A 25,877-nucleotide genomic window follows, 5' to 3' on the forward strand; every position below is an offset into this window, starting at 1 on the left:
CCACCGCGTGGCACCCTTGGACCCGTGAAGGTCGCCCTGCTCTCCGACTGCTACCCGCCGCGCACCGGGGGGATCGAGTCGCAGGTGGGCGACCTGGCCGCGCAGCTCGCGGCCGCCGGGCACGAGGTCGAGGTCTTCACGGCGACTGCCGGGGGAGCGGGCACCGAGGGGGTGCGCGTGCACCGGCTCAGCACGCCACTCTCGATGGGCCTGCCGGTCAACCCCTTCGCCCCGCCGGAGGCGCGACGTCTGCTGGCCGTCGGCGGCTTCGACGTGGCTCACGTGCACCTGGGGGTGGTCTCGCCCTTCGCCTGGGACATGACGCGGGTGACGACCTCGCTCGGTCTGCCGACGGCCCTGACCTGGCACTGCGTGCTCGACGGGGCGGCGCCGGCGATCGGACCCGCGGTCCGGCGGTGGGTGCGCCGGGGCGCCGTGCTGTCCGCGGTGTCGGCCTTCGCCGCGGACGGCGTGCGGCGGGCCGCGCGCGGTGGACCGGTCACCGTCCTGCCGAACGGGATCGACCCGAGCGCGTGGCCGCCCGGCCCGGTCCGCACGGGCCGCCCGGTGCGGGTCGTCAGCGCCTCGCGTCTCGCACCGCGCAAGCGGGTGGGCGCCATGCTGTCGGTGGTCGCCGCGGCCCGCCATCGCCTCGGTCCGGGGGCGATGAGCCTCGACGTGTACGGCGAGGGACCGCTGCGGCCGTGGCTCGAGGCGCGGGCCGCCGCGCTCGGGCTGGCGGACGTCGTGCGCCTGCGCGGGCGGGTCACGCGCCCCGAGCTCGCGGCCGCGTGGCGCGACGCCGACGTGTACCTGTCGCCGACCCGGCTGGAGGCCTTCGGCATTGCTGCGCTCGAGGCCCGCACCGCCGGGTTGCCCGTCGTCGCGCGCGGTGACTCGGGCGTGCGCGAGGTCGTGGCCGACGGACGCTCGGGCCTGCTCGCCGAGGACGACGCGGGGCTGGCCGACGCGCTCGTGCGGCTCGTCGCCGACGAAACCCTGCGGACCCGCATTGCGCAGCACAACACGCGTACGCCTCCGGCGCAGACCTGGGAGCGGGTCGTCGACCTGGCCGTCACCGAGTACCGCAGGGCCGGTGCATGAGCGTCGTCCTGGTCGCCGGTGACGAGCGCCTGCCGCTGCGGCACGGGCAGCACCCGGTGGACCTCCTCGCGGAGCACGGCTGGGTGGGTGAGCCGGTGGGCTCTCGGCTCGGGCGAAGGGGGGAGGTCGAGGTCCACTACGACGTCGCGCCGGTCGACGCGCGACCGCCGGTCCCCGTCGAGCCGGGCAGTCCGGGTGCCCGCCGGCTGCAGCGCCTCGGGTCGTACGCGATCGTCGTCGCGTCCGGGCGGCTGCTGATGTCACGGCTGGCGGCCGGCGTCGTCGGCGGGGCCGGCCGGTGGACCCTGCCCGGGGGCGGGGTCGACCCCGGGGAGGAGCCGGTGGCCGGTCTCGTGCGCGAGGTGCACGAGGAGACAGGCCAGCACGTCGTGCCCGGAGGGCTCGTCCAGGTGCAGTCCGTGCACCGGGTGGCGGCCGACGGGTCCGAGGACTTCCACGCCGTGCGGCTGATCCACCTGGCGCACTGCCCCGACCCGGGACCGGCGCGGGTCGTGGAGGTCGACGGGTCCACCGGTGCCGCGGCCTGGGTGCCGATCGAGGAGGTGCCCGGCCTCCCGCTCGGGAGCATGATGGCGCCGCTGTGGCCGTGGGTGCCCGGCAGCCACTCCTACCCGCTGTAGGAGCGGCCGCGTCCGCTCGCCTACGCTGGCGGCCATGGAAGCCCTGCGTCTCGTCCTGTACGTCCTGCACATGATCGCCATGCTGGCGATCCTCGTCGGCCCGGCCGTCGCCGGTCGTGGTCACCTGGTCCAGGTGTGGGGCGCCCGCATCCAGCTGCTGCTCGGCCTCGGGCTGACCGGCATCGCCGAGGCCGGTGACGCCGAGGTCAACCACGCCAAGATCGGCACCAAGCTCGTCATCATGATCGCCGTCCTGGCCTGCGCCGAGATCGGCAACGCCAAGGCCAAGCGAGGCGAGGCCGCCGCGTCGAAGCTCGCCTGGGCCGCTGCCGGTCTGGCGCTGGTCAACGCCGCCATCGCCTTCCTCTGGTGACCTTGACGGTGTGTCGGACTGCAGCTCGTCACACCGACGCTCGATCCGGCCCGCGAGCTCGTCACGCGCCGAGTGAACTGCAGTACGACACGCGTTGCCGCACCACCCAGCCGATGACCTCGCGCACCCACTCCGGGTTGAACATCACCTGCTCCCACGCGAAGCGCAGCACGATCCAGCCGGAGATGATCATCTCGTCGTAGCGCCAGCAGTCCCGGCGCACGTCCAGACGGCTCTTGTGGAACTCGTGGCTGTCGGCCTCGAGGGCCACCCGCACCTCGTCACACCCGACGTCGGCGTGCAGGACCTGACCGCTGCGCAGGGTGATCGGCTGCTGCGGCGCCCACGCGACATCGGTGGCCTCGACGGCCAGGGCCCTCAGGCCCGACTCGAAGGGGTTGACAGCCTGCGCCGACGCGAGGTCGAGCACCCGGCGGGCGGCTGCGCGACCGGTCCTCGGCAGGACGGCGCGGTTGAGCTCGTCGACGGTCACGGTGCCCGATCGCAGGGCCGAGTCCGCCACCGCGAGGGCGTCGGGCAGGGGCAGGTCGCGGGCGCAGTCGATCACGGTGCGCAACGCAGTCGTGGCGTGCAGCCCCAGGTCGTCGTCGGCGAGGGTCCGGTAGCGCAGGTCGAGATCGGTGGGCCGCCGGATGCGGCGCGTGCGCGAGGCGATGACCTCGGGGCGGTCAGGGACATGAAGGACGCCCCAGCCGTGGTCCAGGGCGGCGGTCCGGTGGCTCAGGTGCACCCCGAGCTGCGCCGCGCGGGCCGGGGCACCGTCCGCCGGAAGTCCGTAGACCCCGCGTCGGTGTCGAGCGACCTCCCCGGAGCGGAGTGCGCTCGCCACCGTCGCGGCCGTCGTGAGCTCGAGCAGCTGGGCGCGGGTGGCGGAGCCGCCGTGCTGGCCCACGAGATGGGTGACGATGCTCATCACCACAGGGTGGCCCTGTCGGCGATCCGCCCGTACGGCTTGTCCACAGGTGGGTGTCGGACTGCAGTTCACCCCGCCGTGGCCCTACCCGGCCCGGGATCTCGTGAGGCGAGCCGTGAACTGCAGTGCGACACGCGTCAGGGGATGAGCAGCAGCTTCCCGGTCGACGCCCGTCCCTCGAGCGCCCGGTAGGCCTCGGCCGCGTCGGCGAACCCGTAGCGCCCGCCGACGGAGACCTCCAGCTCCCCGGCGGCGATCGCGCCGAAGACCTCGCGCCCGCGCCGGAGCAGGTCCTCGCGCTCCTCGATGTAGTGCGCCAGCGTCGGGCGGGTGACGAAGAGGGAGCCACCGGCGTTGAGCCGCTGCAGGTCGAAGGGCGGCACCTGCCCCGACGCGCCACCGAAGAGCACGAGCATCCCGCGCCGCCGCAGCGAGGCCAGCGACGCGTCGAAGGTCGCCTTGCCGACGCCGTCGTAGGCGACGTCGACCCCCTTCGCGGCACCGAGCCGCTCCGCCGCCGCGCGGATGTCCCCGGCGAGGTCGTCGGTCGCCGAGTAGTCGACGAGCTCGACGGCTCCGCGGGAGCGGGCGATGTCCAGCTTGGCCGGGGACCCGGCCGTGGCGATGACCTGTCCGCCGCGCGAGGTGATCATCTGCGTGAGCAGCTGACCCACGCCGCCCGCGGCGGCGTGGACGAGTGCCACGGTCCCCTCGCCGACCGGGAAGCAGTCGGTCACGAGGGCATGCGCCGTCATTCCCTGCAGGGTTGCGGCACAGGCGGTCTCGAGGTCGACGCCAGCGGGCACAGGCACCAGTCGGGCCGAGTCGGCCATGACGAGGCCCGCGTGCAGGCCGAGCGTCATCGACCAGGCGACCCGGTCGCCCACGGCCACGACGGCGCCCTCGCCGACGGCCCGCACGGTGCCCGCTGCCTCGTAGCCCTGCACGTACGGCGGGTGGGTGGGGTAGACCCCCTCGCGCTGGTACACGTCGATGAAGTTGACCCCCGCGGCCACGACCTCGACGAGCGCCTCCCCGGGCCCGGGGTCGGCCACCTGCCTCTCCTCGAGGGCGAGGACCTCGGGCCCTCCGTGGGCGGTGACGACGAGCGCTGTCGTGGTGGTCATGGGCCCACCCTAGGACGCGCCGGTCAGAGCGAGGCGATGACCTCGTCGAGCATGGACTCGGTGAGCTTGCCGGTGAAGGTGTTCTGCTGGCTCACGTGGTAGCAGCCGACGAGCGCGACCTCGCGGCCCTCGGGCGTGCGCAGGGTGGCGCGGGCGCCGTGCCCGAACTTCGGCTTCGGTCGCGGCACCTCCCAGCCCGCGTGCCGCACCCCGGCGATCGTCGCGTCCCAGCCGATGGACCCGAGGCACATGATCGAGCGGACGAAGGGGGCGCTCCTCGCCAGGTCGGCGTCGAGCCAGGGTGCGCACGTCTGTCTTTCCACCAGGGTGGGCTTGTTCTGCGGGGGAGCGCAGCGGACCGGCGCGATGATCCGCACGCCGTCGAGCTCGAGACCGTCCCCGGCCGCCCACGAGACCGGCTGGTTGGCGTACCCCGCCCGGTGGAGGGCGGCGTAGAGCCAGTCGCCCGAGCGGTCGCCGGTGAAGTTGCGCCCGGTGCGGTTGGCGCCGTGGGCCGCCGGCGCCAGGCCCACGACGAGCACGGGCGCGTCGGGCGGGCCGAGCGCGGGCACCGGTCGGCCCCAGTACGGCTGGTCGGAGAAGGCCGCGCGCTTGGTCACCGCCACCTCCTCGCGCCACGTGACGAGTCGCGGGCAGGCGCGGCAGACCGAGATCCGCGCGTCGAGCTCGTCCTGCCCGACCGCACCGGCGGCCAGGCGGCGGACCTGGGCGGCCGTCCGTGCGACGGGGGTCTCGCGCGTCGCGAGGTCGTCCGGCCACCCGGTCCCCGGCACGACCGGCGAGGCGAAGGGGGCGCCCGTCACCGGGTGCGGGAGGAGCACGTCGTCAGCCACCCCTCCACCCTAGGCACCTGCCATCGTGGACCCATGGCGATCGACGAGGTCCTCGCGGACCGGGTGCGCACCGCACTCTTCGACCGAGGCGTGCAGTGGGAGGAGAAGCGGATGTTCGGCGCCCTGATCTTCATGGTCGGCGGGTCGATCCTCGTCGGCTGCCGCGGCGGGGGAGGACTGCTCGTGAGGGTCGCGCCGGACGAGAGCGAGCAGCTCGTGGCGGGCGCCGGCCCGTACTACGCGCAGGTCGCCGACATGGGCGGCCGCGACATGGGGCCGAGCTGGCTCGACGTCTCCCCGGACGCCGTCGAGGACGAGGCCGGCCTGGGCCACTGGGTCGACGCGGCCCTGCGTCGCTAGTCCTCCGGGTCGACCGGCGGCTCCGCGCCCCCGGCCTCGTCCCGGTCGGCCCACTCGAGCAGCGGCGTGAGGTCGTGCGCGAGGTCGTCGATGGCGGCGTGCAGGTCGCCCAGCCGGGCGTAGCGCTCCGGCACGGTCGCGATCGTGCAGTCCCGCGGCTCGACGTCGGGGATCTCGTCCCAGGTGATCGGCGTCGAGACGGTGCCGGCGGCGTTGCCCCGCACCGAGTACGCCGCGGCGATCGTGTGGTCGCGGGCGTTCTGGTTGTAGTCGACGAAGACCGCCGCCGGGTCGCGGTCCTTGCGCCACCACGTCGTCGTCACGTCCTTCGGCACGCGTCGCTCGACCTCGCGGGCGAAGGCGAGGGCCGCCCTTCGCACCTCCCCGAACTCCCACCGGGGCTCGACGCGCACGTAGACGTGCAGCCCGGACCCGCCGGAGGTCTTGGGGTAGCCCACGACCCCGAGCTCGTCGAGGACCTCGTGGACCACGCCGGCCACCCGTCGCACCCGCTCGAAGGGGGCGTCCGGCATGGGGTCGAGGTCGATGCGCCACTCGTCGGGGCGGTCGACGTCGGCGCGGCGGACGTTCCACGGGTGCAGCTCGACCGTGCTCATCTGCACGGCCCAGATGATCTGCGCGAGCTCGGTCGGGCACAGCTCGTCGGCGTGCAGGTCGTACCGGGGGAAGTGCAGCCGCACGGTCTCGACCCAGTCGGGCGCACCCTTGGGCAGGCGCTTCTGGTGGACCTTGGCGCCCGCGACGCCCTTGGGGAAGCGGTGCAGCATCGTCGGCCGCTCGCGCAGCGCGCGCAGGATCCCCTCGCCGACGGCGAGGTAGTACTGCGCGAGCTCGAGCTTGGTCTCACCGCGCTCGGGGAAGTACACGCGGTCGGGGGAGGAGATGCGCACATCCCGACCGCCGACGTCGAGGTGGACGTCCTCACCGTGCTCCTTGGCCATGCCCCCGAGCCTAGGGCCGCCTCAGCCGATGACGGCGCCCGCGGGCCGGTCGGTCGCGACCGTCGGCACCCAGTAGCGCCGCTTTCCGGCGCGGGAGTCCTCGTAGGCCCCGCCGGCGCCCTCGATCGTCGCGCGGGAGGGGAGGTTGTCCTCGTCGCACGTGATGAGGACCCGTTCGAGCCCCATCTCGGCCGCGAGCTCCAGGACCTGCCGAAGGGCGGTGCCCGCGTGCCCCTGCCGCCGCGCCGAGGGGCGGATCGAGTACCCGATGTGCCCGCCCTGCTCGCGGAGGACGTCGGTCAGCTCGTGCCGGAGGGCGATGGACCCCAGGTAGTCGTCACCGTCGACGACCCACAGGAAGGTGCAGGGTACGTGGCCGGTGGGCCGGGGCGTCTCCGGCAGCTCGGCCGCACGCCGCACCTGCACGAGGCGGCGGAACTCGTCGGGGTCCTCCAGGCCCTCGCGGGTGAAGACGTGGCCGGCGAAGCCCGTCGCCTCGTCCCCCGCCTGCTGCCACTCGCCGTCACCGTCGCGGTGCGCGCCGCCGAACTCGTCGTGCGCCTCGAGGTAGGAGCGCTGGTAGCGGGCATCGGGTCGCACGATCTGGGCCATGGGAGGCACCCTAGGGCTGTCACCTGCGCCACGTAGGCTGGACGCCGACATGAGCAGCCTCTTCGACGACCTCCCCGATGCCCTGCCCGGTGACTGGACCAAGGACGTGACCGACACCGGTGTCCCCACGTGGGCCATGTCCGACGAGGGTCCCACCCGCGCGGCGCACAGTCGCCACGGGCGCCCGGCGCAGCCGGACCCCGAGGAGCTCGTCGCCGGCCTCAACCCCGCCCAGCGCGAGGCCGTGCTCCACGACGGCGGTCCCCTCCTCATCATCGCCGGTGCCGGCTCGGGCAAGACCCGGGTGCTCACCCACCGCATCGCGCACCTGCTCGCGGCGCGCGGCGCGCAGCCGGGGCAGATCCTGGCGATCACCTTCACCAACAAGGCCGCCGCCGAGATGCGCGAGCGCGTCGAGGACCTCGTGGGCCCGCGGGCCAAGGCGATGTGGGTCATGACCTTCCACTCGGCGTGCGTGCGCATCCTGCGTCGCGAGGCGACCAAGGTCGGGATGAAGAGCAACTTCTCGATCTACGACGCGGCCGACAGCCAGCGACTCATCGCGCTCGTCATGCGCGACCTCGACCTCGACCCCAAGCGCTTCCCGCCGCGATCCTTCTCCCACCGCATCAGCAACCTCAAGAACGAGCTGGTCGACGCGGAGGACTTCGCCCGCACGGTCGCCGCCGACGAGGACGCGCAGCGACCCGGCGGCACGCACCAGGAGCAGACGCTCTCCGCGGTCTACACCGAGTACCAGCGCCGCCTGCGTCAGGCCAACGCGCTGGACTTCGACGACATCATCATGATGACGGTGCACATCCTGCAGGCCTTCCCGGACGTCGCCGAGCACTACCGCCGCCGCTTCCGCCACGTGCTCGTCGACGAGTACCAGGACACCAACCACGCGCAGTACCAGCTCGTGCGCGAGCTGGTCGGTGGTGCCGACGGGCAGGCCCGCGGCGAGCACGCCGTCGAGCCGAGCGAGCTCGTCGTCGTCGGCGACGCCGACCAGTCGATCTACGCCTTCCGCGGCGCCTCGATCCGCAACATCGTCGAGTTCGAGGAGGACTACCCCGACGCCCGCTCAATCCTCCTCGAGCAGAACTACCGCTCCACCCAGACGATCCTCACCGCGGCCAATGCCGTCATCGAGCGCAACGAGTCGCGCCGCAAGAAGAACCTGTGGACCCAGGCCGGCGCCGGCGAGCCGATCATCGGCTACGTCGGGGACAACGAGCACGACGAGGCCGCGTTCATCGCCAAGACGGTCGACGAGCTGCACGACCAGCACGGGGTCCGCCCCGGCGATGTCGCGATCTTCTACCGGACCAACGCCCAGTCGCGCGCCATCGAGGAGGTCCTCGTGCGGGTCGGGCTGCCGTACAAGGTCGTCGGCGGCACCCGCTTCTACGAGCGTCGCGAGGTCAAGGACGCCCTGGCCTACCTGCGCGTCGTCGCCAACCCTGCCGACACGGTCAACCTGCGCCGGATCATCAACGTGCCCAAGCGGGGCATCGGCGACCGGGCCCAGGCGGCCGTGGCGCAGCTGGCGGAGCGCGAGCGCATCCCCTTCGTCGCGGCGCTCGGGCGGGTCGAGGACGCGCCCGGCATCGCCACGCGCTCGGTGACCTCGGTCAAGGGGTTCACCGCGCTCCTGGAGGGCCTGGGAGAGCTGCACGAGTCCGGGGCCGGCATCGGGGACATGCTGGAGGCCGTCCTCGACCGCACCGGTTACGTCACCGAGCTGCAGGCCAGCCGCGACCCCCAGGACGAGACCCGGCTGGAGAACCTCGCGGAGCTCGTCGGCGTGGCCCGCGAGTTCGACGCCACCCGCGAGGCGACCGGCGAGGTGATCAGCCTCGACGACTTCCTCGAGCAGGTGAGCCTCGTCGCCGACGCGGACGAGATCCCTGAGGAACCAACGGCAGGGGAGGGCCGTGTCGACCAAGGAGTCGTCACCCTGATGACGCTGCACACCGCCAAGGGCCTGGAGTTCCCCGTCGTCTTCCTCACCGGCATGGAGGACGGCACCTTCCCTCACAGCCGCAGCCTGAGCGACCCCAAGGAGCTGGAGGAGGAGCGGCGCCTCGCGTACGTCGGCATCACCCGCGCCCGCGAGCGGCTGCACCTCTCCCGGGCGGCGGTGCGCAGCGCCTACGGCGCGCCCCAGTACAACCCGGCCTCGCGCTTCCTCGACGAGATCCCCGCGGACCTCGTGCGCTGGGAGCGCACCGGCCCACCGGTCGGTCCGTCGCGCTCACGCCGCGAGCCGGCGGTCGCGCGCCTGGCGGCCCGACCCGGGGTGCGCTCGCCGGGCAACCGACCCCCCATCGCGCTCGCCGACGGCGACAAGGTGACCCACGACAGCTTCGGCCTCGGCACGGTCATCCGCGTCGAGGGCGAGGGGGACAAGGCGATGGCCCACGTCGACTTCGGCGGTGAGGACGGCGTCAAGCGCCTGCTGCTGCGCTACGCGCCGCTCGAGAAGCTCTGACCGACCGCTCACCCGCATTCCCCTAGGGGAATGCAGGTCCCGGGCACGACGAAGGGGGCCGACGACCAGTGGTCGTCGGCCCCCTTCGCGCGGGTGGGTCAGCTGATGCCGCGCTCGGCGAGCCAGCCGGCCGGGTCGATCGTGCCGCCGCCACCGGGGCGGATCTCCATGTGGAGGTGCGGTCCGGTGGAGCGACCGGTGTTGCCCGAGAGGGCGACGACGTCGCCGGGGGCGACCTGCTGCCCGACCGAGGCGGACACGGAGCTCAGGTGGCCGTACCGGGAGACCGAGCCGTCCCAGTACTTGACGTCGATGTAGACGCCGTAGCCGCTCATCGGGCCGGCGGCGATGACGGTGCCGCTGCTCATCGCCTTCAGGGGCGTGCCGATGGAGGCCGCGTAGTCCTGGCCGGCGTGGAGGCGGCCCCAGCGCATGCCGAAGGGGGAGGTGAAGACCGCGTTGTCCAGGGGCTTGACCCAGCCCTGGGAGCCGACCGAGGCGTTGGTGGCCTCCGGCCCCTTGGTCGCGGTCCCGCCCGGGGCGGAACCGGTCTCCTGGGCCTGCTCCTTCTCCTTCTTCTCCTTCTTCTTCTCGGCGCTGGCGCGCTTGGCAGCGAGCTCCTTGCGGGCCTTGTCGCGGGCGATGCGCTGACGCTCCTGGAGGCGGCCCTGGTCGCGGGCGACCTCGGTGGAGACGGCCTGGCGGCGCTGCGCGAGGTCGTCGGCCTCGGCGGTCGAGCCGGCGACCTCCGCCCGGGCGGCCTCGTTGACCTTCGGGTCCTCGAGGAAGGCGGCGGCGGCCGAGGGCGCAGGTGCGGCGAGCGCACCCTGTGCCTGGACGGTCCCGCCCGCGAACGTGGAGGACTGGGCGGCGGTCGCACCCGCGGCCGACAGGACCAGGGTCGCGGCGGCGGCGGTGGGCAGCGCGTAGGCAGGGCTGAAACTCTTGGGCAGGCGCGAACGGCGCTCGATCGCGCGGCGCTCGGCTCGGGTGGGCGGCCGGTGCCGTCCGGTGTAGTCACTCATGAAGGGGGACGTCCTCGCAGGGGGTCTCGGACAAATCTTGCGAAACCCTAGCGTGACCTTTTCGTTATGCAAAACCGGGTGGTGGGCGTCACGTGACCCCGGTCACGGGGTGGCTCCGGCTCAGGCCGGGCGCTGGGAGATGTCGGTGACCGAAGCCGTCTGGTTGCCGTCGTGGTCGAGCATCGTCAGGCTCGTCGCGATGCGGTGGACCACCGACGGCAGGATCGGCAGCGAGAGGTGGCCGACGCCGTGCAGGCGAATGTTGCTGACCTCGACACCCTCCTGGACGAGCGAGGCGTTGACCGCGGGGACGATCGCCTCGTCGGTGTCGGACCAGAAGGCGATGATCCGCGTGAGGCAGCCGGGCGCGGGGGCGTTCAGCTCCTGCATGAGCGCGCTGCCCGGGCGCAGCTGCCGGGTGAGCGAGGCCGGCACGAGGTGCGCGAGGAGCGTCCCGGTGTGCGGTGCGCCCAGCGTGACGAGGGTGTGGATGCGCTCGTCGCCCCCGAGTCGGGTGACGTAGTAGCGGGCGACGACGCCACCGAGGCTGTGCGCCACGATGTGGATGCGCTCGTAGCCGGTCTCCGCGGCGATCGCCTCGATCTCCTCGGCCAGCTGCACGGCGGCGGTGCGCACGTCCCGGGTGCGCACGGAGTAGTTCATCGCGAAGACCCGGCTGAAGCCTCGCCGCAGGAGGCCGCGGCGCAGCAGGGTGAAGATCGAGTGGTTGTCGGCGTAGCCGTGCAGCAACAGGATCGGGGTCCCGACCTCGGTCACGCCGTTGACGAGCATGCCGCGCTGCACGGGGCTGAGATGCTCGATGCGGTAGCCGTGCCGGTCGCCGCCGCGGCGCGGCGCCCGGGTGCCGAAGGGGTAGAGCGAGACGTGGGTCGCGGCCCAGACGAGCTCGACCGCGGCGAAGACCATCGCCTGCGCGGAGACCATCTGGCGCACCTGCTGGTACACGCCGGACCGCAGCGCGGCCGGCGTCGTCGCCGGGTCGCTGGTGGGGTGGGTCTGCCTCACGTGGGGCTGGTGCGGGGCCATGGTGACTCGAGGGTAACCCCGGTGGGAGTGCGGTGCGAGGCGTCGTGACGACTCCGTGACCGGTCGGCTGCTCGCGGGCCTCGCGGCCGCGTCGCGGACCGGAGGATGCTCGGCCCCCGTCCGGGGGCTAGTCTCGACCCGCACCCCCGTTACCACAGCAGAGGACGGAATCACCCTCGTGGATCTCTTCGAGTACCAAGCACGCGACGTGTTCGAGAAGCACGGCGTCCCGGTTCTTGCCGGCGCCGTCGCCACCACCCCGCAGGAGGCCCGCGCGGCCGCCGAGACCATCGGGGCCAAGAGCGGCGGCGTCACCGTCGTCAAGGCCCAGGTCAAGACCGGTGGACGTGGCAAGGCCGGTGGCGTCAAGGTCGCCAAGACCCTTGACGAAGCAACCGAGGCGGCCGAGAACATCCTCGGCATGGACATCAAGGGCCACACGGTCCACAAGGTCATGATCGCCCAGGGCGCCCAGATCGCCGAGGAGTACTACTTCTCGATCCTGCTCGACCGGGCCAACCGCTCCTACCTCGCCATGTGCTCCAAGGAGGGCGGCATGGAGATCGAGCAGCTCGCCGTCGAGCGCCCCGAGGCCCTCGCGCGCATCGAGGTCGACCCCAACGTCGGCATCGACGACGCCAAGGCCACGGAGATCGTCCAGGCCGCCGGCTTCGACGCCGCGGACCAGGCCAAGATCGCTGACGTCCTGAAGAAGCTCTGGGTCGTCTACCGCGAGGAGGACGCGACCCTCGTCGAGGTCAACCCGCTCGTCAAGACGCAGCAGGGCGACATCGTGGCCCTCGACGGCAAGGTGACGCTCGACGGCAACGCGGACTTCCGCCAGCCCGAGCACGCCGCGCTCGAGGACAAGGAGGCCGCGGACCCGCTCGAGGCCAAGGCGAAGGCCAAGGGCCTCAACTACGTCAAGCTCGACGGCAACGTCGGCATCATCGGCAACGGCGCCGGGCTCGTCATGAGCACCCTCGACGTCGTCGCCTACGCGGGTGAGGACTACACCGCGGGCAGGGCCAAGCCGGCCAACTTCCTCGACATCGGTGGCGGCGCCTCGGCCGAGGTCATGGCCAACGGTCTGGACGTCATCCTCCACGACGAGCAGGTCAAGTCCGTCTTCGTCAACGTCTTCGGCGGCATCACCGCGTGCGACGCGGTCGCCGACGGCATCGTGGGCGCGCTCAAGACGCTGGGCGACGGGGCGACCAAGCCGCTCGTCGTCCGCCTCGACGGCAACAACGTCGAAGAGGGTCGCCGCATCCTCGCCGAGTTCAACCACCCCCTCGTGTCCATCGAGGACACCATGGACGGCGCCGCCCGCAAGGCCGCCGAGCTGGCCGCGAAGTAAAGGACGCAGACACAGACATGGCAATCTTCCTCACCGCTGACTCCAAGGTCATCGTCCAGGGCATGACCGGCTCCGAGGGCATGAAGCACACCACGCGCATGCTCGCCTCCGGCACCAACGTCGTGGGCGGCGTCAACCCCAAGAAGGCCGGCCAGAGCGTCGACTTCCCGGGTGGCCAGTCCGTCCCCGTCTTCGGCTCCGTCGCCGACGCCATCAAGGAGACCGGCGCCGACGTGTCGGTCATCTTCGTGCCGCCGGCCTTCGCCAAGTCCGCCGTCGTCGAGGCGATCGACGCCGAGATCGGCCTCGCCGTGATCATCACCGAGGGCATCGCGGTCAAGGACTCGGCGGAGTTCTACAACTACTCCAAGGGCAAGGCCACGCGTCTCATCGGCCCCAACTGCCCGGGCCTGATCAGCCCCGGCAAGGCCAACGCCGGCATCATCCCGGCGGACATCGCCGGCGCCGGGCGCATCGGTCTCGTGTCGAAGTCGGGCACGCTGACCTACCAGATGATGTACGAGCTGCGTGAGTTCGGCTTCTCCACGGGCGTCGGCATCGGTGGCGACCCGATCATCGGGACGACGCACATCGACTGCCTCGAGGCGTTCGAGAACGACCCCGAGACCGACGCGATCGTCATGATCGGCGAGATCGGTGGCGACGCCGAGGAGCGCGCCGCGGCGTACATCAAGGACCACGTGACCAAGCCGGTCGTCGGCTACGTCGCCGGCTTCACCGCCCCGGAGGGCAAGACCATGGGCCACGCCGGCGCCATCGTCTCCGGCTCCTCCGGTACGGCGGCCGCCAAGAAGGAGGCCCTCGAGGCCGCCGGTGTCAAGGTCGGCAAGACGCCGTCCGAGACGGCGGACCTCATGCGCGAGATCATGAAGGGCCTGTCCAGCTGAGGACGTCCCGGCCTGACGAAGGGCGCCGCACACGACCACGTGTGCGGCGCCCTTCGTCGTGAGGACGTGGGCGGACGAAGACCTGACGCAATCGGGCGAAGGCTCAGGTACGTCGCCACGCACTGAGACACCCCGCGGTCCACGTGGGCGCCACCACGTGGACCGCGGGTGACCCTGCGGCGGGGCGCGAGTATCCTTCACGGCGTACGAGTTGTCGTACGCGTGCTCCGGGGTCGGTGCAATTCCGAGCCGGCGGTGACAGTCCGCGAACCCGTCCTCCTCACCGAGGTCGGGCCGAGCCGGTGAAATTCCGGGACCGACGGTGAAAGTCCGGATGGGAGGCAGCACGCGGCGTCGCCTGCCGTGCCGTGCGTGGGTCCTCCACACCCGGCGCGGTCCCACCGGGGTGCCGGTGGCCCGGCGCACGCCGCCACGCCCGACGGGCGTGTCTCCCTTCGCCCCCGTGGTCCGCGTCGGACCACGGAGAGGCACATGCAGCACCGCTTGATCATCGAGACCGCGATGGCGCGAGCCGTCGGGCTGGCCGCGCGCGGCCTCGGTCGCACCAGCCCCAACCCGGTCGTCGGCTGCGTCGTGCTCGACGCCAGCGGGCGCATCGTGGGCGAGGGCCACCACGAGCGGGCCGGGGGACCGCACGCCGAGGTCGTCGCCCTGCGGGCCGCCGGCGACGCCGCCCGCGGCGGCACCGCCGTCGTCACCCTCGAGCCGTGCCGGCACACGGGCCGCACCGGACCGTGCACGAGCGCGCTGCTCGAGGCGGGCATCGCGAGCGTCGTCATCGCCGTGCCCGACCCCACGCGCACCGCCGGCGGGGGAGCGGACCTGTTGCGGGACAACGGTGTCGACGTCGTGGAGGGAGTCGGTCGGGAGGCCGCCGCGCACGTCAACCGGGCCTGGCTGCGCGCGACGGTCGCCGGTCGACCGCACGTCACGTGGAAGCTCGCGAGCACCCTCGACGGCCGCACCGCCGCCGCCGACGGGACGAGCCGGTGGATCACCGGGCCGCAGGCGCGGGCCGCCGTGCACCGGCTGCGCGCGGAGCGCGACGCGGTCCTCGTCGGGGGCGGGACGCTGCGGGCCGACGACCCCCACCTCGCCGTCCGGGACCTGCCCGGCGCCCACCAGCCACTGCGCGTCGTCCTCGACTCCGGCGCGAGGATCCCGCTCGACGCCCGCGTGCTCGACGACGTCGCACCGACCCTCGTCGTCGTCGCGGACGACGCCGACGCCTCCCGGCTGCTCGCCGCCGGCGTCGACGTCCTCGCCGTGCCGCGCGGCCCGCGCGGCCTCGACGTCGTGGCCGTCCTCACGACCCTGCACGAGCGCGGGGTGCGCTCACTGCTCCTCGAGGGCGGCGCGCGCCTCGCCGCAACCTGCATCGCGCACGACCTCGTCGACGAGGTCGTCGCCCACATCGCCCCCGCCCTGCTCGGCGCCGGGACCTCGGTCCTCGCCGACGCGGGCATCACGACCATGACCGGCGCGCTGCGCCTCGACACGACCGACGTGCAGCGGCTGGGCGACGACGTCGCCCTCACCGCCACCGTCAGAAGGGACCACTGATGTTCACCGGGATCATCGAGGAGCTGGGGGAGGTCGTCGCCGTCGAGGAGGGGGCCGACTCCAGCCGCATCACCGTGCGAGGGCAGGTCACGACGACCGACGCACCGCACGGGGCCTCCATCGCCGTCAACGGCGCCTGCCTCACCGTCACCGACACGGAGGCGAAGGGGGGTGAGGTCACCTTCGACGTCATGGCCGAGAGCCTGCGCCGCACCGTGCTCGGCGACCTCGCCGTCGGCGACGCGGTCAACCTCGAGCGGGCCATGGTGCTCGGCGCCCGCCTCGACGGCCACCTCGTGCAGGGGCACGTCGACGGGACCGCGACGATCACCCAGCGCCGCCCGGGCGACAGGTGGGAGGAGGTGCGCCTGGCGATTGACCCGGCGCTGGCCCCCTTCGTCGTCGAGAAGGGCTCGATCTGCCTCGACGGCGTGAGCCTCACCCTGACCGCCGCCGGGGACGACCACGTCGAGGTGGCCCTCATCCCCACGACGATGGAGCTGACGACCTTGGGCCGCAAGGGAGTCGGCGACCGCGTCAACGTCGAGGTGGACATCCTCGGCAAGTACGTGCAGCGCATGCTCGCACTCGACCCGAAGGACCCGCGATGACCCACGACGACGACCTGCTCGACCCGATCGAGACCGCGATCGAGGCGATCGCGGCCGGTCGCCCGGTGCTCGTCGTCGACGACGCGGACCGGGAGAACGAGGGCGACATCATCTTCGCGGCGGACGCCGCGACGGACGAGCTCATGGGCCTCACGGTGCGCCTGGGCAGCGGGGTGATCTGCGTCGCGATGACCGGTGCCGAGCTCGACCGGCTCGCGCTGCCGCCGATGACCGCGATCAACGAGGACTCCAAGGGGACGGCCTACTCGGTCTCCGTCGACGCGAGGACCGGCGTCACCACCGGCATCAGCGCCGCCGACCGCGCCCGCACGGCGCGGCTGCTCGCGGACCCGAGCACCGGTCGCGGGGACCTCGCGCGGCCCGGGCACGTCTTCCCGCTGCGCGCCCGGGACGGGGGCGTGCTCGTGCGCCGCGGCCACACCGAGGCCGCGGTCGACCTCTGCCGGCTCGCCGGGCGGGCGCCCGCGGGCGTCATCTGCGAGGTCGTCGAGGAGGACGGCTCGATGTCGCGGCTGCCCGGGCTGCGCCGCCTCGCCGACGAGCGCGGCTGGCCGCTCGTGAGCATCGCCGACCTCGTCGACCTGCGCCGCCGCTCCGAGGCGCTCATCGAGCACGTCGTCTCGACCCGGCTGCCGACCTCCCACGGGGAGTTCGTCGCGCACGGCTACCGCAGCGCCGTCGACGGCTCCGAGCACATGGCGCTCGTCCACGGCGACATCGGCCGGGGCACGCCGCTCGTGCGGGTGCACAGCGAGTGCCTCACCGGGGACGTCTTCGGCTCGTTGCGCTGCGACTGCGGACCGCAGCTCCAGGCGGCCATGGCGGCCGTCGTCTCGGCCGGATCCGGCGTCATCGTCTACGTGCGCGGGCACGAGGGCAGGGGCATCGGCCTCGTCGACAAGCTGCGGGCGTACGCCGCCCAGGACCGCGGTGCCGACACCGTCGACGCCAACGCGGACCTGGGGCTGCCGGTCGACGCACGGGACTACACCCACGCCGCCCAGGTGCTGCGCCGGCTCGGCGTCACGACGGTGCGGCTGCTGAGCAACAACCCGGCCAAGGTCGACGCCCTCCAGGCGCTCGGCATCACCGTCGCCGGTCGCGACCCGCTGCCGGCGGGCGTCACGAGTGACAACCTGCACTACCTGCGCACCAAGCGCGACCGGATGGGCCACGACCTCCCGTGGCTGCCGGACACGGACGAAGGGAGCACCCGATGAGCGGGCACGGAGCACCGAGGATCGACATCGCCGCGGCCGGCGACCTGCGCGTGGCGGTCGTCGCCTCGAGCTGGCACACGCAGGTCATGGACGGTCTCGTCGGTGGCGCGCGGGCAGCGCTCGCGGAGGCGGGCATCGAGCCGATGCTCGTGCGCGTCCCGGGCAGCTTCGAGCTGCCGCTCGTCGCGGCCGAGCTGGCCGGCACGCACGACGCGGTCGTCGCCCTCGGCGTCGTGATCCGTGGCGGCACACCGCACTTCGACTACGTCTGCGCAGCGGCGACGGACGGGCTCTCCCGGGTGGCGCTCGACTCGGGTACGCCCATCGGCTTCGGCCTGCTCACCTGCGACGACGACGCCCAGGCACTCGACCGGGCCGGCCTGCCGGGATCCCGGGAGGACAAGGGCCGCGAGGCCGCAGAGGCCGCCGTCGCCACGGCCGCCCTGCTCGCCGGCCTGCGGGCGTGATGCACGACACGGCCCCCGGTCAGGCCGACTGGTGACGCGGACGACCTGACGGGCTTAGCCTGTCTCCCACAGCGCCGACCCGGTCGATCCCCCCTGCTCCCGGGTCGGCGTTGTTATGCCCGGGTGGTCCGCGGCTGCGCCCGTCGCGGCCGAGGAGGGGGTGGCCGGCGGACGGGGCTCCTGCGTGAGGTCGGCGCGGGCCCGCACGGCCGACGGCTCGGGCAGCGGGTGCGCGCCCACGTCGTCCATGAGCTCCATGAGGGCGGCACGCACGAGCTCGTCGTCGTCGGGGCCGCGCGGGGTGTCGTGGCGGTCAGTCATCGTGGACCTCCGTGTCGGCGAGGACCGTGGCCAGCTGGGCACGGCCGCGGTGCAGCCGTGCCTTGATGGTCCCCGACGGGGTGCCCGTCTGCCGGGAGATCTCGTCGACCGACAGGTCGGCGAGGTAGTACAGGGCCAGGGTCTCGCGCACGTCGGGGCCGAGGGTGCGCAGGGCGGCGATGACCGCGACCCGGTCCACCGTCGGCGCGGCCGGTCGGGCGTCCTCGCCGCGCCGCTCCATCGCCCTGGTGCGGTTGGAGTCCTTGCGCCATGTCGAGATGGCGATCCGGCGAGCCACCGTCCGGACCCACGCGCCCGGCTCGTCCGCGGTCCGCACCTGGTCCCAGCGCTGCCATGCGCGGGCGAAGGCCTCCTGGGTGGAGTCGCGCGCGAGCTCCAGGTCGCCCGTCGCGGCGTACACCAGGTGCACCACGCGCGGTGCGGTCGCCCGGTAGAACTCGTCGAACTCGTCCTCGGCTGATGCCCGACCTCCCTCCATCACCTCTCCAGACGCGTGTGCCGGCGATGCGGTTGCCCCGCGGGTGCGTGGTCCTTTCCACTTCTTTTGGTCCTCCCCGGCTGGCCTCCACCACCAGCCGTCCCCCGTCGGTGACGATGGGGCCGTGACGGTGATGGAACTCATCCGGTCGGCCACGACGGGAGAAGACGCTACTCGCAGGCGGCCCGAGGTGGCGGCCGCGGCCGCCGGTGCGCTGACGGCGCTCGCCGGGTGGCTCGTGCCCGTCGTCCTCGTCCTGCTCGGCGCCCTGGCGGTGCCCCGTGCCTCCGCCGGCGTCGGCGACGCCCTCGGATCGGGCAGCCTCCTGTGGCTGGTCCTCGGTGGGGCGCGGCTGCACCTCGGCGACGGCACGCTCGCCATGACGCCCCTCGTCGGGACCCTCCTGCTGCTCCTCCTGGCCCGGGCCGGTGCCCGGCGCGGCCTGCCGCAGGAGCCGTCGCGCGCGCTCCAGGGCGCCTGGCTCGGCGGTTACGCCGGTGTCGGCCTGCTCGTCTCCCTCCTCGGTCTGCTGTCGCCGGCCGGACCTGTGGTCCCCAGCGTGCTCCTCCCGCTCGTCGTCCTCCCCGCGCTCGGCCTGGTCCTCGCGCACGGGCTGCCCGAGGAGGCCGCGCGGGTGTGGGAGCGGGCGCCGACCTCGCTGCGTCGCGGCGTCGTGCCGGGGGCGAAGGGGGCCGCCCTCCTCGTCCTCCTCGGCTCCGCACTGGTCCTCGTCGCGACGGCCGTGCACCTCGGCCGGGTGGCGCACCTGCACGCTGGCCTCGACGCGGGGGTCTTCGGCGGGACGCTCCTGGTGCTCCTGCAGCTGATGCTCCTGCCCAACCTCGGGATCTGGGCGCTGTCCTTCGCCGCCGGTCCGGGCTTCTCGACCGCGGGCGGTGCGATGACGACGTGGTCGGGGGCGGAGTCCGGCCTGCTGCCGATGGTGCCCGTCCTCGCCGCGCAGCCCCAGCCGGGCGACCTGCCCTGGGTGACCCACCTGCTCGTCCTCCTGCCGGTCCTCGCCGGCGCCTGGCTCGGCCGTGAGGCGCTGCAGTGGGTGCCGCGGCTGGCCCCGACCCAGACCAAGCTCGCCGTCTTGTCGGTCGCGGTCGGTGTGGCCGCACTCCTCGTCGTCCTGCTCGACGCCCTCGCCGGCGGCTCGCTCGGTGCCCTGCGCCTGGCCGACCTCGGCGCCCGGGCGCCGGCGCTCGGCGGGGTGCTCGTGCTCGAGCTCGGCATCGGGGCCTTCATCGTCCTGGCGCGCGAGTGGTGGGTCCTGCGCCGCTGAGCGCTCGACCTAGACTGCGGCGGGTGAGCGCCCCCCTTCGTCTCGTCGTCCTCGTCTCCGGCTCGGGGACCCTGCTGCAGGCCCTGCTCGACGCCCCCGACCTGCCCGCGCAGGTCGTCGCGGTCGGCGCCGACCGGGAGTGCGTGGGCCTGGAGCGGGCCGCGGCGGCGGGCGTCCGGACCTTCGTCGAGCGGGTCGCGGACCACCCCGACCGGGAGGCCTGGGACGCGGCGCTCGCGGCGGACATCGCCCGGCACGAGCCCGACCTCGTCGTCACCGCCGGCTTCATGAAGATCCTCGGGCCGCGGGCTCTCGCGAGCAGCACCTTCCTCAACACCCACCCGGCGCTGCTGCCCGCGTTCCCCGGCGCGCACGGCGTCCGGGACGCGCTCGCCCACGGCGTCACCGTCACCGGGTCGACCGCCCACCTCGTCGACGCCGGCGTCGACACCGGCCCGATCATCGAGCAGCGGACCGTCGCGATCGCCGCGGACGACACCGAGGAGTCGCTCCACGAGCGGATCAAGGTCGTCGAGCGCGAGATGCTCGTCGACGTCGTCACCGCGATGGCCACCGGTGGCTGGCGGGTCGAGGGTCGCCGGGTCCTCCTCGGCGGGGTGCGCTGAGTCGCTCGACCTCTCGTAGACTGGGGGCACACGACTGGCGAAGGTGGATCACCACCGGGGAGTGACGAAGTCGAGGTGCATCGCCCGCCTGGGTGCGCCCATCTGCAGATGCAAGCGACCTTCCAGGAGTACTCGTGTCAGAACGCCGTCCCGTCCGCCGTGCCCTCGTCTCCGTCTACGACAAGACCGGCCTCGAGGACCTCGTCCGGGGTCTCGCCGCCGCGGGCGTCGAGCTCGTGTCGACCGGCGGCTCCGCCGCCACGATCGCCGGGCTGGGCCTGCCCGTGACGAAGGTCGAGGACCTCACCGGGTTCCCCGAGTGCCTCGACGGCCGGGTCAAGACCCTGCACCCGCGCGTGCACGCGGGCATCCTCGCCGACACCCGGCTGCCCGACCACGTCCGCCAGCTCGAGGAGTTGGAGGTCACCCCCTTCGACCTCGTCGTCGTGAACCTCTACCCCTTCGCCGACACCGTGGCCTCGGGCGCCGGCATCCAGGACTGCATCGAGAAGATCGACATCGGTGGGCCGACGATGGTGCGCGCCGCGGCCAAGAACCACGCGTCCGTCGCGATCGTCACCGACCCGAGCAGCTACGCCGACGTCCTCGAGACCGTGCGCGGCGGCGGCTTCACCCATGCCCAGCGCGAGCGCCTCGCGGCGGCGGCCTTCGTGCACACCGCCACGTACGACGTGGCCGTGGCGTCGTGGATGGGCTCGGTGCTCAGCCCGAGCGACGACACCCCCTTCCCGGGGTGGATCGGTGGCACGTACACCAAGTCCTCCGGCCTGCGCTACGGCGAGAACCCGCACCAGGCCGCCGCGCTGTACGTGACCGAGGGCGCCGCCGGCCTCGCGCACGCCGAGCAGCTGCACGGCAAGGAGATGTCGTACAACAACTACATCGACGGTGACGCGGCCCTGCGCGCCGCGCACGACCACGGCGACCAGCCGGCCGTCGCGATCATCAAGCACGCCAACCCGTGCGGCATCGCGGTGGGGGAGAGCATCGAGTCCGCCTACGAGCGGGCGCACGCCTGCGACCCGGTCTCCGCCTACGGCGGCATCGTCGCCAGCAACCGCCCGATCACCGCGGCGATGGCCACCGCCCTCAACGACACCTTCTCGGAGGTCGTCCTGGCGCCGGACTTCGAGCCCGACGCCCTGACGATCCTCAAGGAGAAGAAGAACCGCCGCCTGCTCAAGGTCGCGACCCCCACGCCCGGGGGGGTCGAGACCCGACCGATCTCCGGTGGACTGCTCGTGCAGCAGCGCGACGCGATCGACGGCGTCGTCGAGGCGAAGGGGGAGGACAAGCCGACGCAGGGGCACGGGGACGACCCGAGCGCCTGGGCGCTCGTGACCGGTGATGCCGCCGACGAGCAGACGCTCGCGGACCTCGCCTTCGCGTGGCGCGCCGTGCGCGCGACCAAGTCCAACGCGATCCTCCTCGCGAAGGACGGCGGCTCGGTGGGCATCGGCATGGGCCAGGTCAACCGGGTCGACTCGTGCCACCTCGCGGTCGGCCGGGCCGGCGAGGAGCGGGCGAAGGGGGCCGTCGCGGCCTCGGACGCCTTCTTCCCCTTCGCCGACGGGCTCCAGGTCCTGCTCGACGCGGGCGTGCGCGCCGTCGTCGCGCCGGGTGGGTCCGTGCGTGACGACGAGGTCGTCGCCGCGGCGCAGGCCGCGGGCATCACGATGTACTTCACCGGCACCCGCCACTTCGCCCACTGAGCACCGGACATCAACGAAAGGATGGGGTCGTGACAGCACAGATCCTCGACGGCAAGGCGGCGCTCGCGTCGATCAAGGACGAGCTGCGCGGCCGGGTGGCCGCCCTCAAGGAGCAGGGCGTCACCCCGGGGCTCGGCACCGTGCTCGTGGGCGAGGACCCGGGCAGCCGCTGGTACGTGGGCGCGAAGCACCGGGACTGCGCCGAGATCGGCATCACGAGCATCCGCCGTGACCTGCCGGCGACCTCGACGCTCGAGGAGGTCCTGGCGGTCGTGCGCGAGCTCAACGAGGACCCGGCCTGCACCGGGTTCCTCGTGCAGCAGCCGACCGGCCTGGACGAGAACGCGATCCTCTCCGCCGTCGACCCGGCCAAGGACGTCGACGGCCTGCACCCGACGAACCTCGGCTGGCTCGTCCTCGGCGAGCCGGCGCCGCTGCCGTGCACGCCTATGGGTTGCATCGAGCTCCTGCGGCGGCACGACGTGCCGATCGCCGGCGCCCGGGTCGTCATCGTCGGTCGCGGCATCACGGTGGGGCGCCCGCTCGGCCTGATCCTCACCCGCCGCAGCGAGAACGCGACGACGGTCCTGTGCCACACCGGGACCCGCGACCTCGCGGCCGAGGTGCGCCAGGCCGACGTCGTCGTCGCCGCCGCCGGCGTGCCGGGCATCATCACCGCCGACATGGTCAAGCCGGGTGCGGCCGTGCTCGACGTCGGCGTGAGCCGGCTGGTCGCCGAGGACGGTACGTCCAAGGTCGCCGGCGATGTCGCCGCAGACGTCGCCGAGGTCGCCGGCTGGGTCAGCCCCAACCCCGGCGGCGTCGGCCCGATGACCCGCGCCATGCTCCTCACCAATGTCGTCGAGGCCGCGGAGCGGGCCCTGCGATGACCGGCCCGGGCGAGCGGGAGCATCGGCCGACGGCGCCGGCCCGACCGGCGCTCGACGTGCGCCCGCTCGCCGCCTGGTGGCTCATCGCCGGCGGCCTCGCCGTCGCCCTGCTCTTCATCCTCACCGACCACGTGCTGCGGGCCACGCTCGCCTGCGCGGGCTCGCTGCTGCTCGCCGCGGTCCTGCGCGTCACCCTGCCGGGCTCGCGCGCCGGCGGCATCGCCGTGCGCGGCCCGCTCGTCGACGTCGTGACGCTCGTCGTCCTCGCGGTCGCGGTCCTCGTCGCGGGCTTCTCGCTGGACCTCACCGCCCGCTGACGCGGATCCCGAGCACGACGAAGGGGGCCCCGCACCGGTCGGTGCGGGGCCCTCCTTGTTGTGGTGCGCGGTGTCAGCCCTTGATGAGGCCGAGCTTGGTCACGGCCTCGCGCTCCTCGGCCAGCTCGGCGACCGAGGCGTCGATCTTCGCGCGCGAGAAGTCGTCGATCTCCAGGCCCTGGACGATCTCCCAGCTGCCGTCCTTGACGGTGACGGGGAAGGAGGAGATGAGGCCCTCGGGGACGCCGTACGAGCCGTCGGAGCAGACCGACATGGACACCCAGTCGCCCTCGGGGGTGCCGAGCGCCCAGTCACGGGCGTGGTCGACGGTCGCCGACGCCGCGGAGGCGGCGGAGGAGGCGCCGCGGGCCTCGATGATCGCCGCGCCGCGCTTGGCGACGGTCGGGATGAAGGTCGACTCAAGCCACTCCTGGTCGCCCACGGTCTCGGCGGCGTTCTTGCCGGAGACCTCGGCGTGGAAGAGGTCGGGGTACTGGGTGGCCGAGTGGTTGCCCCAGATCGTCATCTTCTTGATCTCGGTGACCGGCACGCCGAGCTTGGCGGACAGCTGGCTGATGGCCCGGTTGTGGTCCAGACGGGTCAGCGCGCTGAAGCGCTCGTTGGGGATGTCGGGCGCGTTGTTCATCGCGATGAGCGCGTTGGTGTTGGCCGGGTTGCCCGTGATCGTGACGTGCACGTCGTCGGCAGCGACCTTGTTCAGCGCCGCACCCTGCGGGGCGAAGATGCCGCCGTTGGCCTCCAGGAGGTCACCGCGCTCCATGCCGGGGCCGCGGGGGCGGGCGCCGACGAGCAGGGCGTGGTTGACGCCGTCGAAGACCTTGTCGGCGTCGTCGCCGATCTCGACACCGGCGAGGGTCGGGAAGGCGCAGTCGTCGAGCTCCATGACGACACCCTCGAGGGCCTTCAGGGCCGGGGTGATCTCGAGCAGGCGCAGCTCGACCGGGGTCTCGGGACCGAAGAGCGATCCGCTGGCGATGCGGAAGAGCAGGCTGTAGCCGATCTGGCCGGCGGCGCCGGTGACGGCGACCTTGACGGGAGTGGTGCTCACTGGTGGACCCCTTCGTGCGGAAACAGGGAAATGCTGTCCCTGCGACGCTAGCAGCGCCGCGGCGCGGCGAGTGCGGCAGGTTCACCCTCCGGCCACCTCGGCCGTCGTTGACACGCCCCGTCCGCGGGAGGAGGGTCCGGGGTCCGGGCGCGGGTGGGCCGCGGTCGTGAACCGCGGACGGGCTCCCTGCGTACGGCCTCCCAGGAGGTCTCATGACGGACACCGGCACGGCGCTCATGCAGCAGCTGCACGACGAGCACGCTGCCGCACTCTGGGGCTACTGCCTCAGCCTCACCGGGCGTGACCACGCGCGTGCCGAGGACGTCGTGCAGGAGACGATGATCCGGGCCTGGCGAAACCGTGCTCGTCTCGACGAGAGCCACGGGTCGGTGCGGGCGTGGCTGTTCACCGTGGCCCGCAACATCGTCATCGACGAGTGGCGGACCAAGCGGTCGCAGAGCGAGCTCAGCGTGGCCGACGTGCCGGACGCCCGGGACGCCCGGGACCACACCGACGAGCTGCTGCTGTCGTGGGTGGTGGCCGATGCGCTCATGTCCCTGTCTGCTGACCACCGCGCCGTGCTGCAGGAGTGCTACTTCCGCGGGGCGTCGGTCGCGGAGGCGGGGCGGTCCCTCGGGATCCCCGAGGGGACGGTCAAGTCCCGGACGCACTACGCCCTGCGCGCGCTGCGGCTCGCCCTGCAGGAGAAGGGGGTCGGCGCATGACCTGCGAGCTCGCCCGCTGGGACGGCGCCTACGTGCTGGGTGCGCTGTCCCCGACCGAGCGCCTCGAGTTCGAGGAGCACCTCACCCGGTGCGACGACTGCAGCCGGTCGGTGCGCGAGCTCGCGGGGGTGCCGGGCCTGCTCGCGCAGGTCGGCCCCGACGACCTGCTGCCCGTGCCCCCCGTCCCGCGCACGCTCCTGCCGGGGCTCGTCGCCGACGTGCGGCACCAGCAGCGACGGCGCACCGTCGTCGTGGCCGGCCTCGCCGCCTCCGTCGCCGCGCTCACGGTCTCCGCCGCGGCGCTCGGCATGGCCGCGCTCGGCGACGGCACCGCCCCGGACCCGGGGGTGGCGGCGCCACCGGTCGCCACGAGCCCGGTGCCCTCGCTCCCGATGACCGCCGTCGGACGCGTGCCGGTGGAGGCGGACCTGCAGCTGGAGAGCGTGGCCTGGGGCACCCGGATCGAGGTGACGTGCACCTACGAGCAGGAGGCCGGCCACACGCCCGCCTACGAACCCGAGTACGCCCTCGTCGTGCGGACGCAGGGCGGGACGACCGAGAGGGTGGCCACCTGGCGGGGCCTGCCCGGGCGGACGATGCACCTGTCGGCGGCCACAGCCACCGGGCGCGGGGACATCGAAACCGTGGAGATGCGCTCGGAGGACGGGACCACCCTCCTGCGGCTGACGATCTGAGCCCCGC

28 protein-coding genes and 2 riboswitches are annotated in these 25,877 nt (G+C 73.3%); of the genes, 18 read left to right on the plus strand and 10 right to left on the minus strand.

Annotated features, from left to right (window positions below; all coding sequences use genetic code 11):
- Positions 1-24: 24 nt before the first annotated feature.
- Genes JT1_RS01330 through JT1_RS01340 form a run of 3 tightly spaced genes read left to right on the plus strand, consistent with a single transcriptional unit; the run spans position 25 to position 2,118 of the window.
- Positions 25-1,104: a glycosyltransferase family 4 protein gene (locus tag JT1_RS01330; RefSeq protein WP_068321773.1), complete on the plus strand. Its 1,080-nt coding sequence runs from the start codon at positions 25-27 to the stop codon at positions 1,102-1,104.
- On the plus strand, positions 1,101-1,745 hold the full coding sequence (locus tag JT1_RS01335) for an NUDIX hydrolase (protein WP_068321776.1): 645 nt from the start codon (positions 1,101-1,103) through the stop codon (positions 1,743-1,745). The genes JT1_RS01330 and JT1_RS01335 overlap by 4 nt, the downstream gene beginning before the upstream one ends.
- Before the next feature lie 34 nt (positions 1,746-1,779).
- Positions 1,780-2,118 (plus strand): hypothetical protein, encoded by a 339-nt coding sequence (locus JT1_RS01340; RefSeq protein ID WP_068321779.1) that lies wholly within the window; start codon positions 1,780-1,782, stop codon positions 2,116-2,118.
- A 61-nt stretch (positions 2,119-2,179) separates the two neighbouring features.
- Here JT1_RS01340 and JT1_RS01345 read toward each other — a convergent pair whose 3' ends face one another.
- The 3 genes from JT1_RS01345 to JT1_RS01355 all read right to left on the minus strand — a co-directional run bounded on the left by JT1_RS01345 (position 2,180) and on the right by JT1_RS01355 (position 5,033).
- Complete coding sequence (locus JT1_RS01345) at positions 2,180-3,052, minus strand: DUF559 domain-containing protein (protein WP_068321782.1); 873 nt, start codon at positions 3,050-3,052, stop codon at positions 2,180-2,182.
- Between the two features lie 137 nt (positions 3,053-3,189).
- A complete protein-coding gene (locus tag JT1_RS01350; protein ID WP_068321785.1) occupies positions 3,190-4,179 on the minus strand; it encodes a quinone oxidoreductase family protein in 990 nt (329 codons plus the stop codon).
- Between the two features lie 23 nt (positions 4,180-4,202).
- Positions 4,203-5,033: a uracil-DNA glycosylase gene (locus JT1_RS01355; protein WP_068321788.1), complete on the minus strand. Its 831-nt coding sequence runs from the start codon at positions 5,031-5,033 to the stop codon at positions 4,203-4,205.
- A 33-nt stretch (positions 5,034-5,066) separates the two neighbouring features.
- On the opposite strand from JT1_RS01355, the gene JT1_RS01360 reads away from it, so the two are divergent.
- The gene (locus tag JT1_RS01360) at positions 5,067-5,393 is read left to right on the plus strand and encodes a TfoX/Sxy family protein (protein WP_068321791.1); all 327 of its coding nucleotides are present in this window, start codon (positions 5,067-5,069) and stop codon (positions 5,391-5,393) included.
- On the opposite strand, the gene ligD is transcribed toward JT1_RS01360, so the two are convergent.
- On the minus strand, positions 5,390-6,355 hold the full coding sequence (ligD, locus tag JT1_RS01365) for a non-homologous end-joining DNA ligase (RefSeq protein WP_068321794.1): 966 nt from the start codon (positions 6,353-6,355) through the stop codon (positions 5,390-5,392). The genes JT1_RS01360 and ligD overlap by 4 nt on opposite strands.
- A 21-nt stretch (positions 6,356-6,376) precedes the next feature.
- Positions 6,377-6,967 (minus strand): GNAT family N-acetyltransferase, encoded by a 591-nt coding sequence (locus JT1_RS01370; RefSeq protein ID WP_068321797.1) that lies wholly within the window; start codon positions 6,965-6,967, stop codon positions 6,377-6,379.
- 49 nt (positions 6,968-7,016) lie between these two features.
- Here JT1_RS01370 and pcrA point away from each other — a divergent pair, with 49 nt between their 5' ends.
- Positions 7,017-9,464 (plus strand): DNA helicase PcrA, encoded by a 2,448-nt coding sequence (gene pcrA / locus JT1_RS01375; protein WP_068321800.1) that lies wholly within the window; start codon positions 7,017-7,019, stop codon positions 9,462-9,464.
- A gap of 98 nt (positions 9,465-9,562) precedes the next feature.
- Here the strand turns inward: pcrA and JT1_RS01380 are convergent, their stop codons facing one another.
- The gene (locus JT1_RS01380) at positions 9,563-10,489 is read right to left on the minus strand and encodes a M23 family metallopeptidase (protein ID WP_068321803.1); all 927 of its coding nucleotides are present in this window, start codon (positions 10,487-10,489) and stop codon (positions 9,563-9,565) included.
- 120 nt (positions 10,490-10,609) lie between these two features.
- Complete coding sequence (locus tag JT1_RS01385) at positions 10,610-11,536, minus strand: lipase family alpha/beta hydrolase (RefSeq protein WP_245634764.1); 927 nt, start codon at positions 11,534-11,536, stop codon at positions 10,610-10,612.
- A gap of 178 nt (positions 11,537-11,714) precedes the next feature.
- Here JT1_RS01385 and sucC point away from each other — a divergent pair, with 178 nt between their 5' ends.
- The 6 genes from sucC (at position 11,715) to ribH (ending at position 17,707) form a co-directional block, all read left to right on the plus strand.
- A complete protein-coding gene (gene sucC, locus JT1_RS01390; protein WP_068321806.1) occupies positions 11,715-12,896 on the plus strand; it encodes an ADP-forming succinate--CoA ligase subunit beta in 1,182 nt (393 codons plus the stop codon).
- Between the two features lie 17 nt (positions 12,897-12,913).
- Positions 12,914-13,804, plus strand: a complete 891-nt coding sequence (gene sucD, locus JT1_RS01395; RefSeq protein WP_068321809.1) for a succinate--CoA ligase subunit alpha — start codon at positions 12,914-12,916, stop codon at positions 13,802-13,804.
- Between the two features lie 218 nt (positions 13,805-14,022).
- A riboswitch (FMN riboswitch) is annotated at positions 14,023-14,156 on the plus strand.
- A 140-nt stretch (positions 14,157-14,296) separates the two neighbouring features.
- Positions 14,297-15,388 (plus strand): bifunctional diaminohydroxyphosphoribosylaminopyrimidine deaminase/5-amino-6-(5-phosphoribosylamino)uracil reductase RibD, encoded by a 1,092-nt coding sequence (gene ribD, locus JT1_RS01400; protein ID WP_068321812.1) that lies wholly within the window; start codon positions 14,297-14,299, stop codon positions 15,386-15,388.
- Entirely contained in the window at positions 15,388-15,999 is a 612-nt protein-coding gene (locus tag JT1_RS01405; protein WP_068321815.1) for a riboflavin synthase, read from the plus strand. The genes ribD and JT1_RS01405 overlap by 1 nt, the downstream gene beginning before the upstream one ends.
- Positions 15,996-17,240, plus strand: a complete 1,245-nt coding sequence (locus tag JT1_RS01410; protein WP_068321818.1) for a bifunctional 3,4-dihydroxy-2-butanone-4-phosphate synthase/GTP cyclohydrolase II — start codon at positions 15,996-15,998, stop codon at positions 17,238-17,240. Before JT1_RS01405 ends, JT1_RS01410 begins: the two co-directional genes overlap by 4 nt.
- The gene (gene ribH, locus JT1_RS01415) at positions 17,237-17,707 is read left to right on the plus strand and encodes a 6,7-dimethyl-8-ribityllumazine synthase (protein ID WP_068321821.1); all 471 of its coding nucleotides are present in this window, start codon (positions 17,237-17,239) and stop codon (positions 17,705-17,707) included. Before JT1_RS01410 ends, ribH begins: the two co-directional genes overlap by 4 nt.
- A 54-nt stretch (positions 17,708-17,761) precedes the next feature.
- On the opposite strand, the gene JT1_RS01420 is transcribed toward ribH, so the two are convergent.
- Both JT1_RS01420 and JT1_RS01425 read right to left on the minus strand, forming a co-directional pair.
- Complete coding sequence (locus tag JT1_RS01420; RefSeq protein WP_068321824.1) at positions 17,762-18,028, minus strand: hypothetical protein; 267 nt, start codon at positions 18,026-18,028, stop codon at positions 17,762-17,764.
- Positions 18,021-18,527 (minus strand): RNA polymerase sigma factor, encoded by a 507-nt coding sequence (locus tag JT1_RS01425; RefSeq protein ID WP_068321827.1) that lies wholly within the window; start codon positions 18,525-18,527, stop codon positions 18,021-18,023. The genes JT1_RS01420 and JT1_RS01425 overlap by 8 nt, the downstream gene beginning before the upstream one ends.
- 190 nt (positions 18,528-18,717) lie before the next feature.
- Between JT1_RS01425 and JT1_RS01430 the strand changes: the two genes are divergently transcribed.
- The 5 genes from JT1_RS01430 (at position 18,718) to JT1_RS01450 (ending at position 23,381) form a co-directional block, all read left to right on the plus strand.
- Positions 18,718-19,815 (plus strand): cell division protein PerM, encoded by a 1,098-nt coding sequence (locus JT1_RS01430; RefSeq protein ID WP_068321832.1) that lies wholly within the window; start codon positions 18,718-18,720, stop codon positions 19,813-19,815.
- Between the two features lie 23 nt (positions 19,816-19,838).
- On the plus strand, positions 19,839-20,441 hold the full coding sequence (gene purN, locus JT1_RS01435) for a phosphoribosylglycinamide formyltransferase (RefSeq protein ID WP_068321835.1): 603 nt from the start codon (positions 19,839-19,841) through the stop codon (positions 20,439-20,441).
- A 27-nt stretch (positions 20,442-20,468) separates the two neighbouring features.
- A riboswitch (ZMP/ZTP riboswitch) is annotated at positions 20,469-20,542 on the plus strand.
- Positions 20,543-20,575: 33 nt separating this feature from the next.
- Positions 20,576-22,174, plus strand: a complete 1,599-nt coding sequence (purH, locus tag JT1_RS01440; RefSeq protein WP_068321838.1) for a bifunctional phosphoribosylaminoimidazolecarboxamide formyltransferase/IMP cyclohydrolase — start codon at positions 20,576-20,578, stop codon at positions 22,172-22,174.
- Between the two features lie 29 nt (positions 22,175-22,203).
- Positions 22,204-23,064: a bifunctional methylenetetrahydrofolate dehydrogenase/methenyltetrahydrofolate cyclohydrolase gene (locus JT1_RS01445; RefSeq protein ID WP_068321841.1), complete on the plus strand. Its 861-nt coding sequence runs from the start codon at positions 22,204-22,206 to the stop codon at positions 23,062-23,064.
- The gene (locus JT1_RS01450) at positions 23,061-23,381 is read left to right on the plus strand and encodes a DUF3017 domain-containing protein (protein ID WP_068321844.1); all 321 of its coding nucleotides are present in this window, start codon (positions 23,061-23,063) and stop codon (positions 23,379-23,381) included. The genes JT1_RS01445 and JT1_RS01450 overlap by 4 nt, the downstream gene beginning before the upstream one ends.
- Before the next feature lie 73 nt (positions 23,382-23,454).
- Here JT1_RS01450 and JT1_RS01455 read toward each other — a convergent pair whose 3' ends face one another.
- The gene (locus tag JT1_RS01455; RefSeq protein WP_068321847.1) at positions 23,455-24,450 is read right to left on the minus strand and encodes a malate dehydrogenase; all 996 of its coding nucleotides are present in this window, start codon (positions 24,448-24,450) and stop codon (positions 23,455-23,457) included.
- Positions 24,451-24,662: 212 nt separating this feature from the next.
- On the opposite strand from JT1_RS01455, the gene JT1_RS01460 reads away from it, so the two are divergent.
- A complete protein-coding gene (locus tag JT1_RS01460) occupies positions 24,663-25,175 on the plus strand; it encodes a sigma-70 family RNA polymerase sigma factor (protein ID WP_068321850.1) in 513 nt (170 codons plus the stop codon).
- Positions 25,172-25,870 (plus strand): anti-sigma factor family protein, encoded by a 699-nt coding sequence (locus JT1_RS01465; protein WP_068321853.1) that lies wholly within the window; start codon positions 25,172-25,174, stop codon positions 25,868-25,870. Before JT1_RS01460 ends, JT1_RS01465 begins: the two co-directional genes overlap by 4 nt.
- Positions 25,871-25,877 lie beyond the last annotated feature (7 nt).

The sequence above is a fragment of the Janibacter terrae NBRC 107853 genome, assembly GCF_001591405.1.
GTDB classification, from domain to species: Bacteria; Actinomycetota; Actinomycetes; order Actinomycetales; family Dermatophilaceae; genus Janibacter; species Janibacter terrae.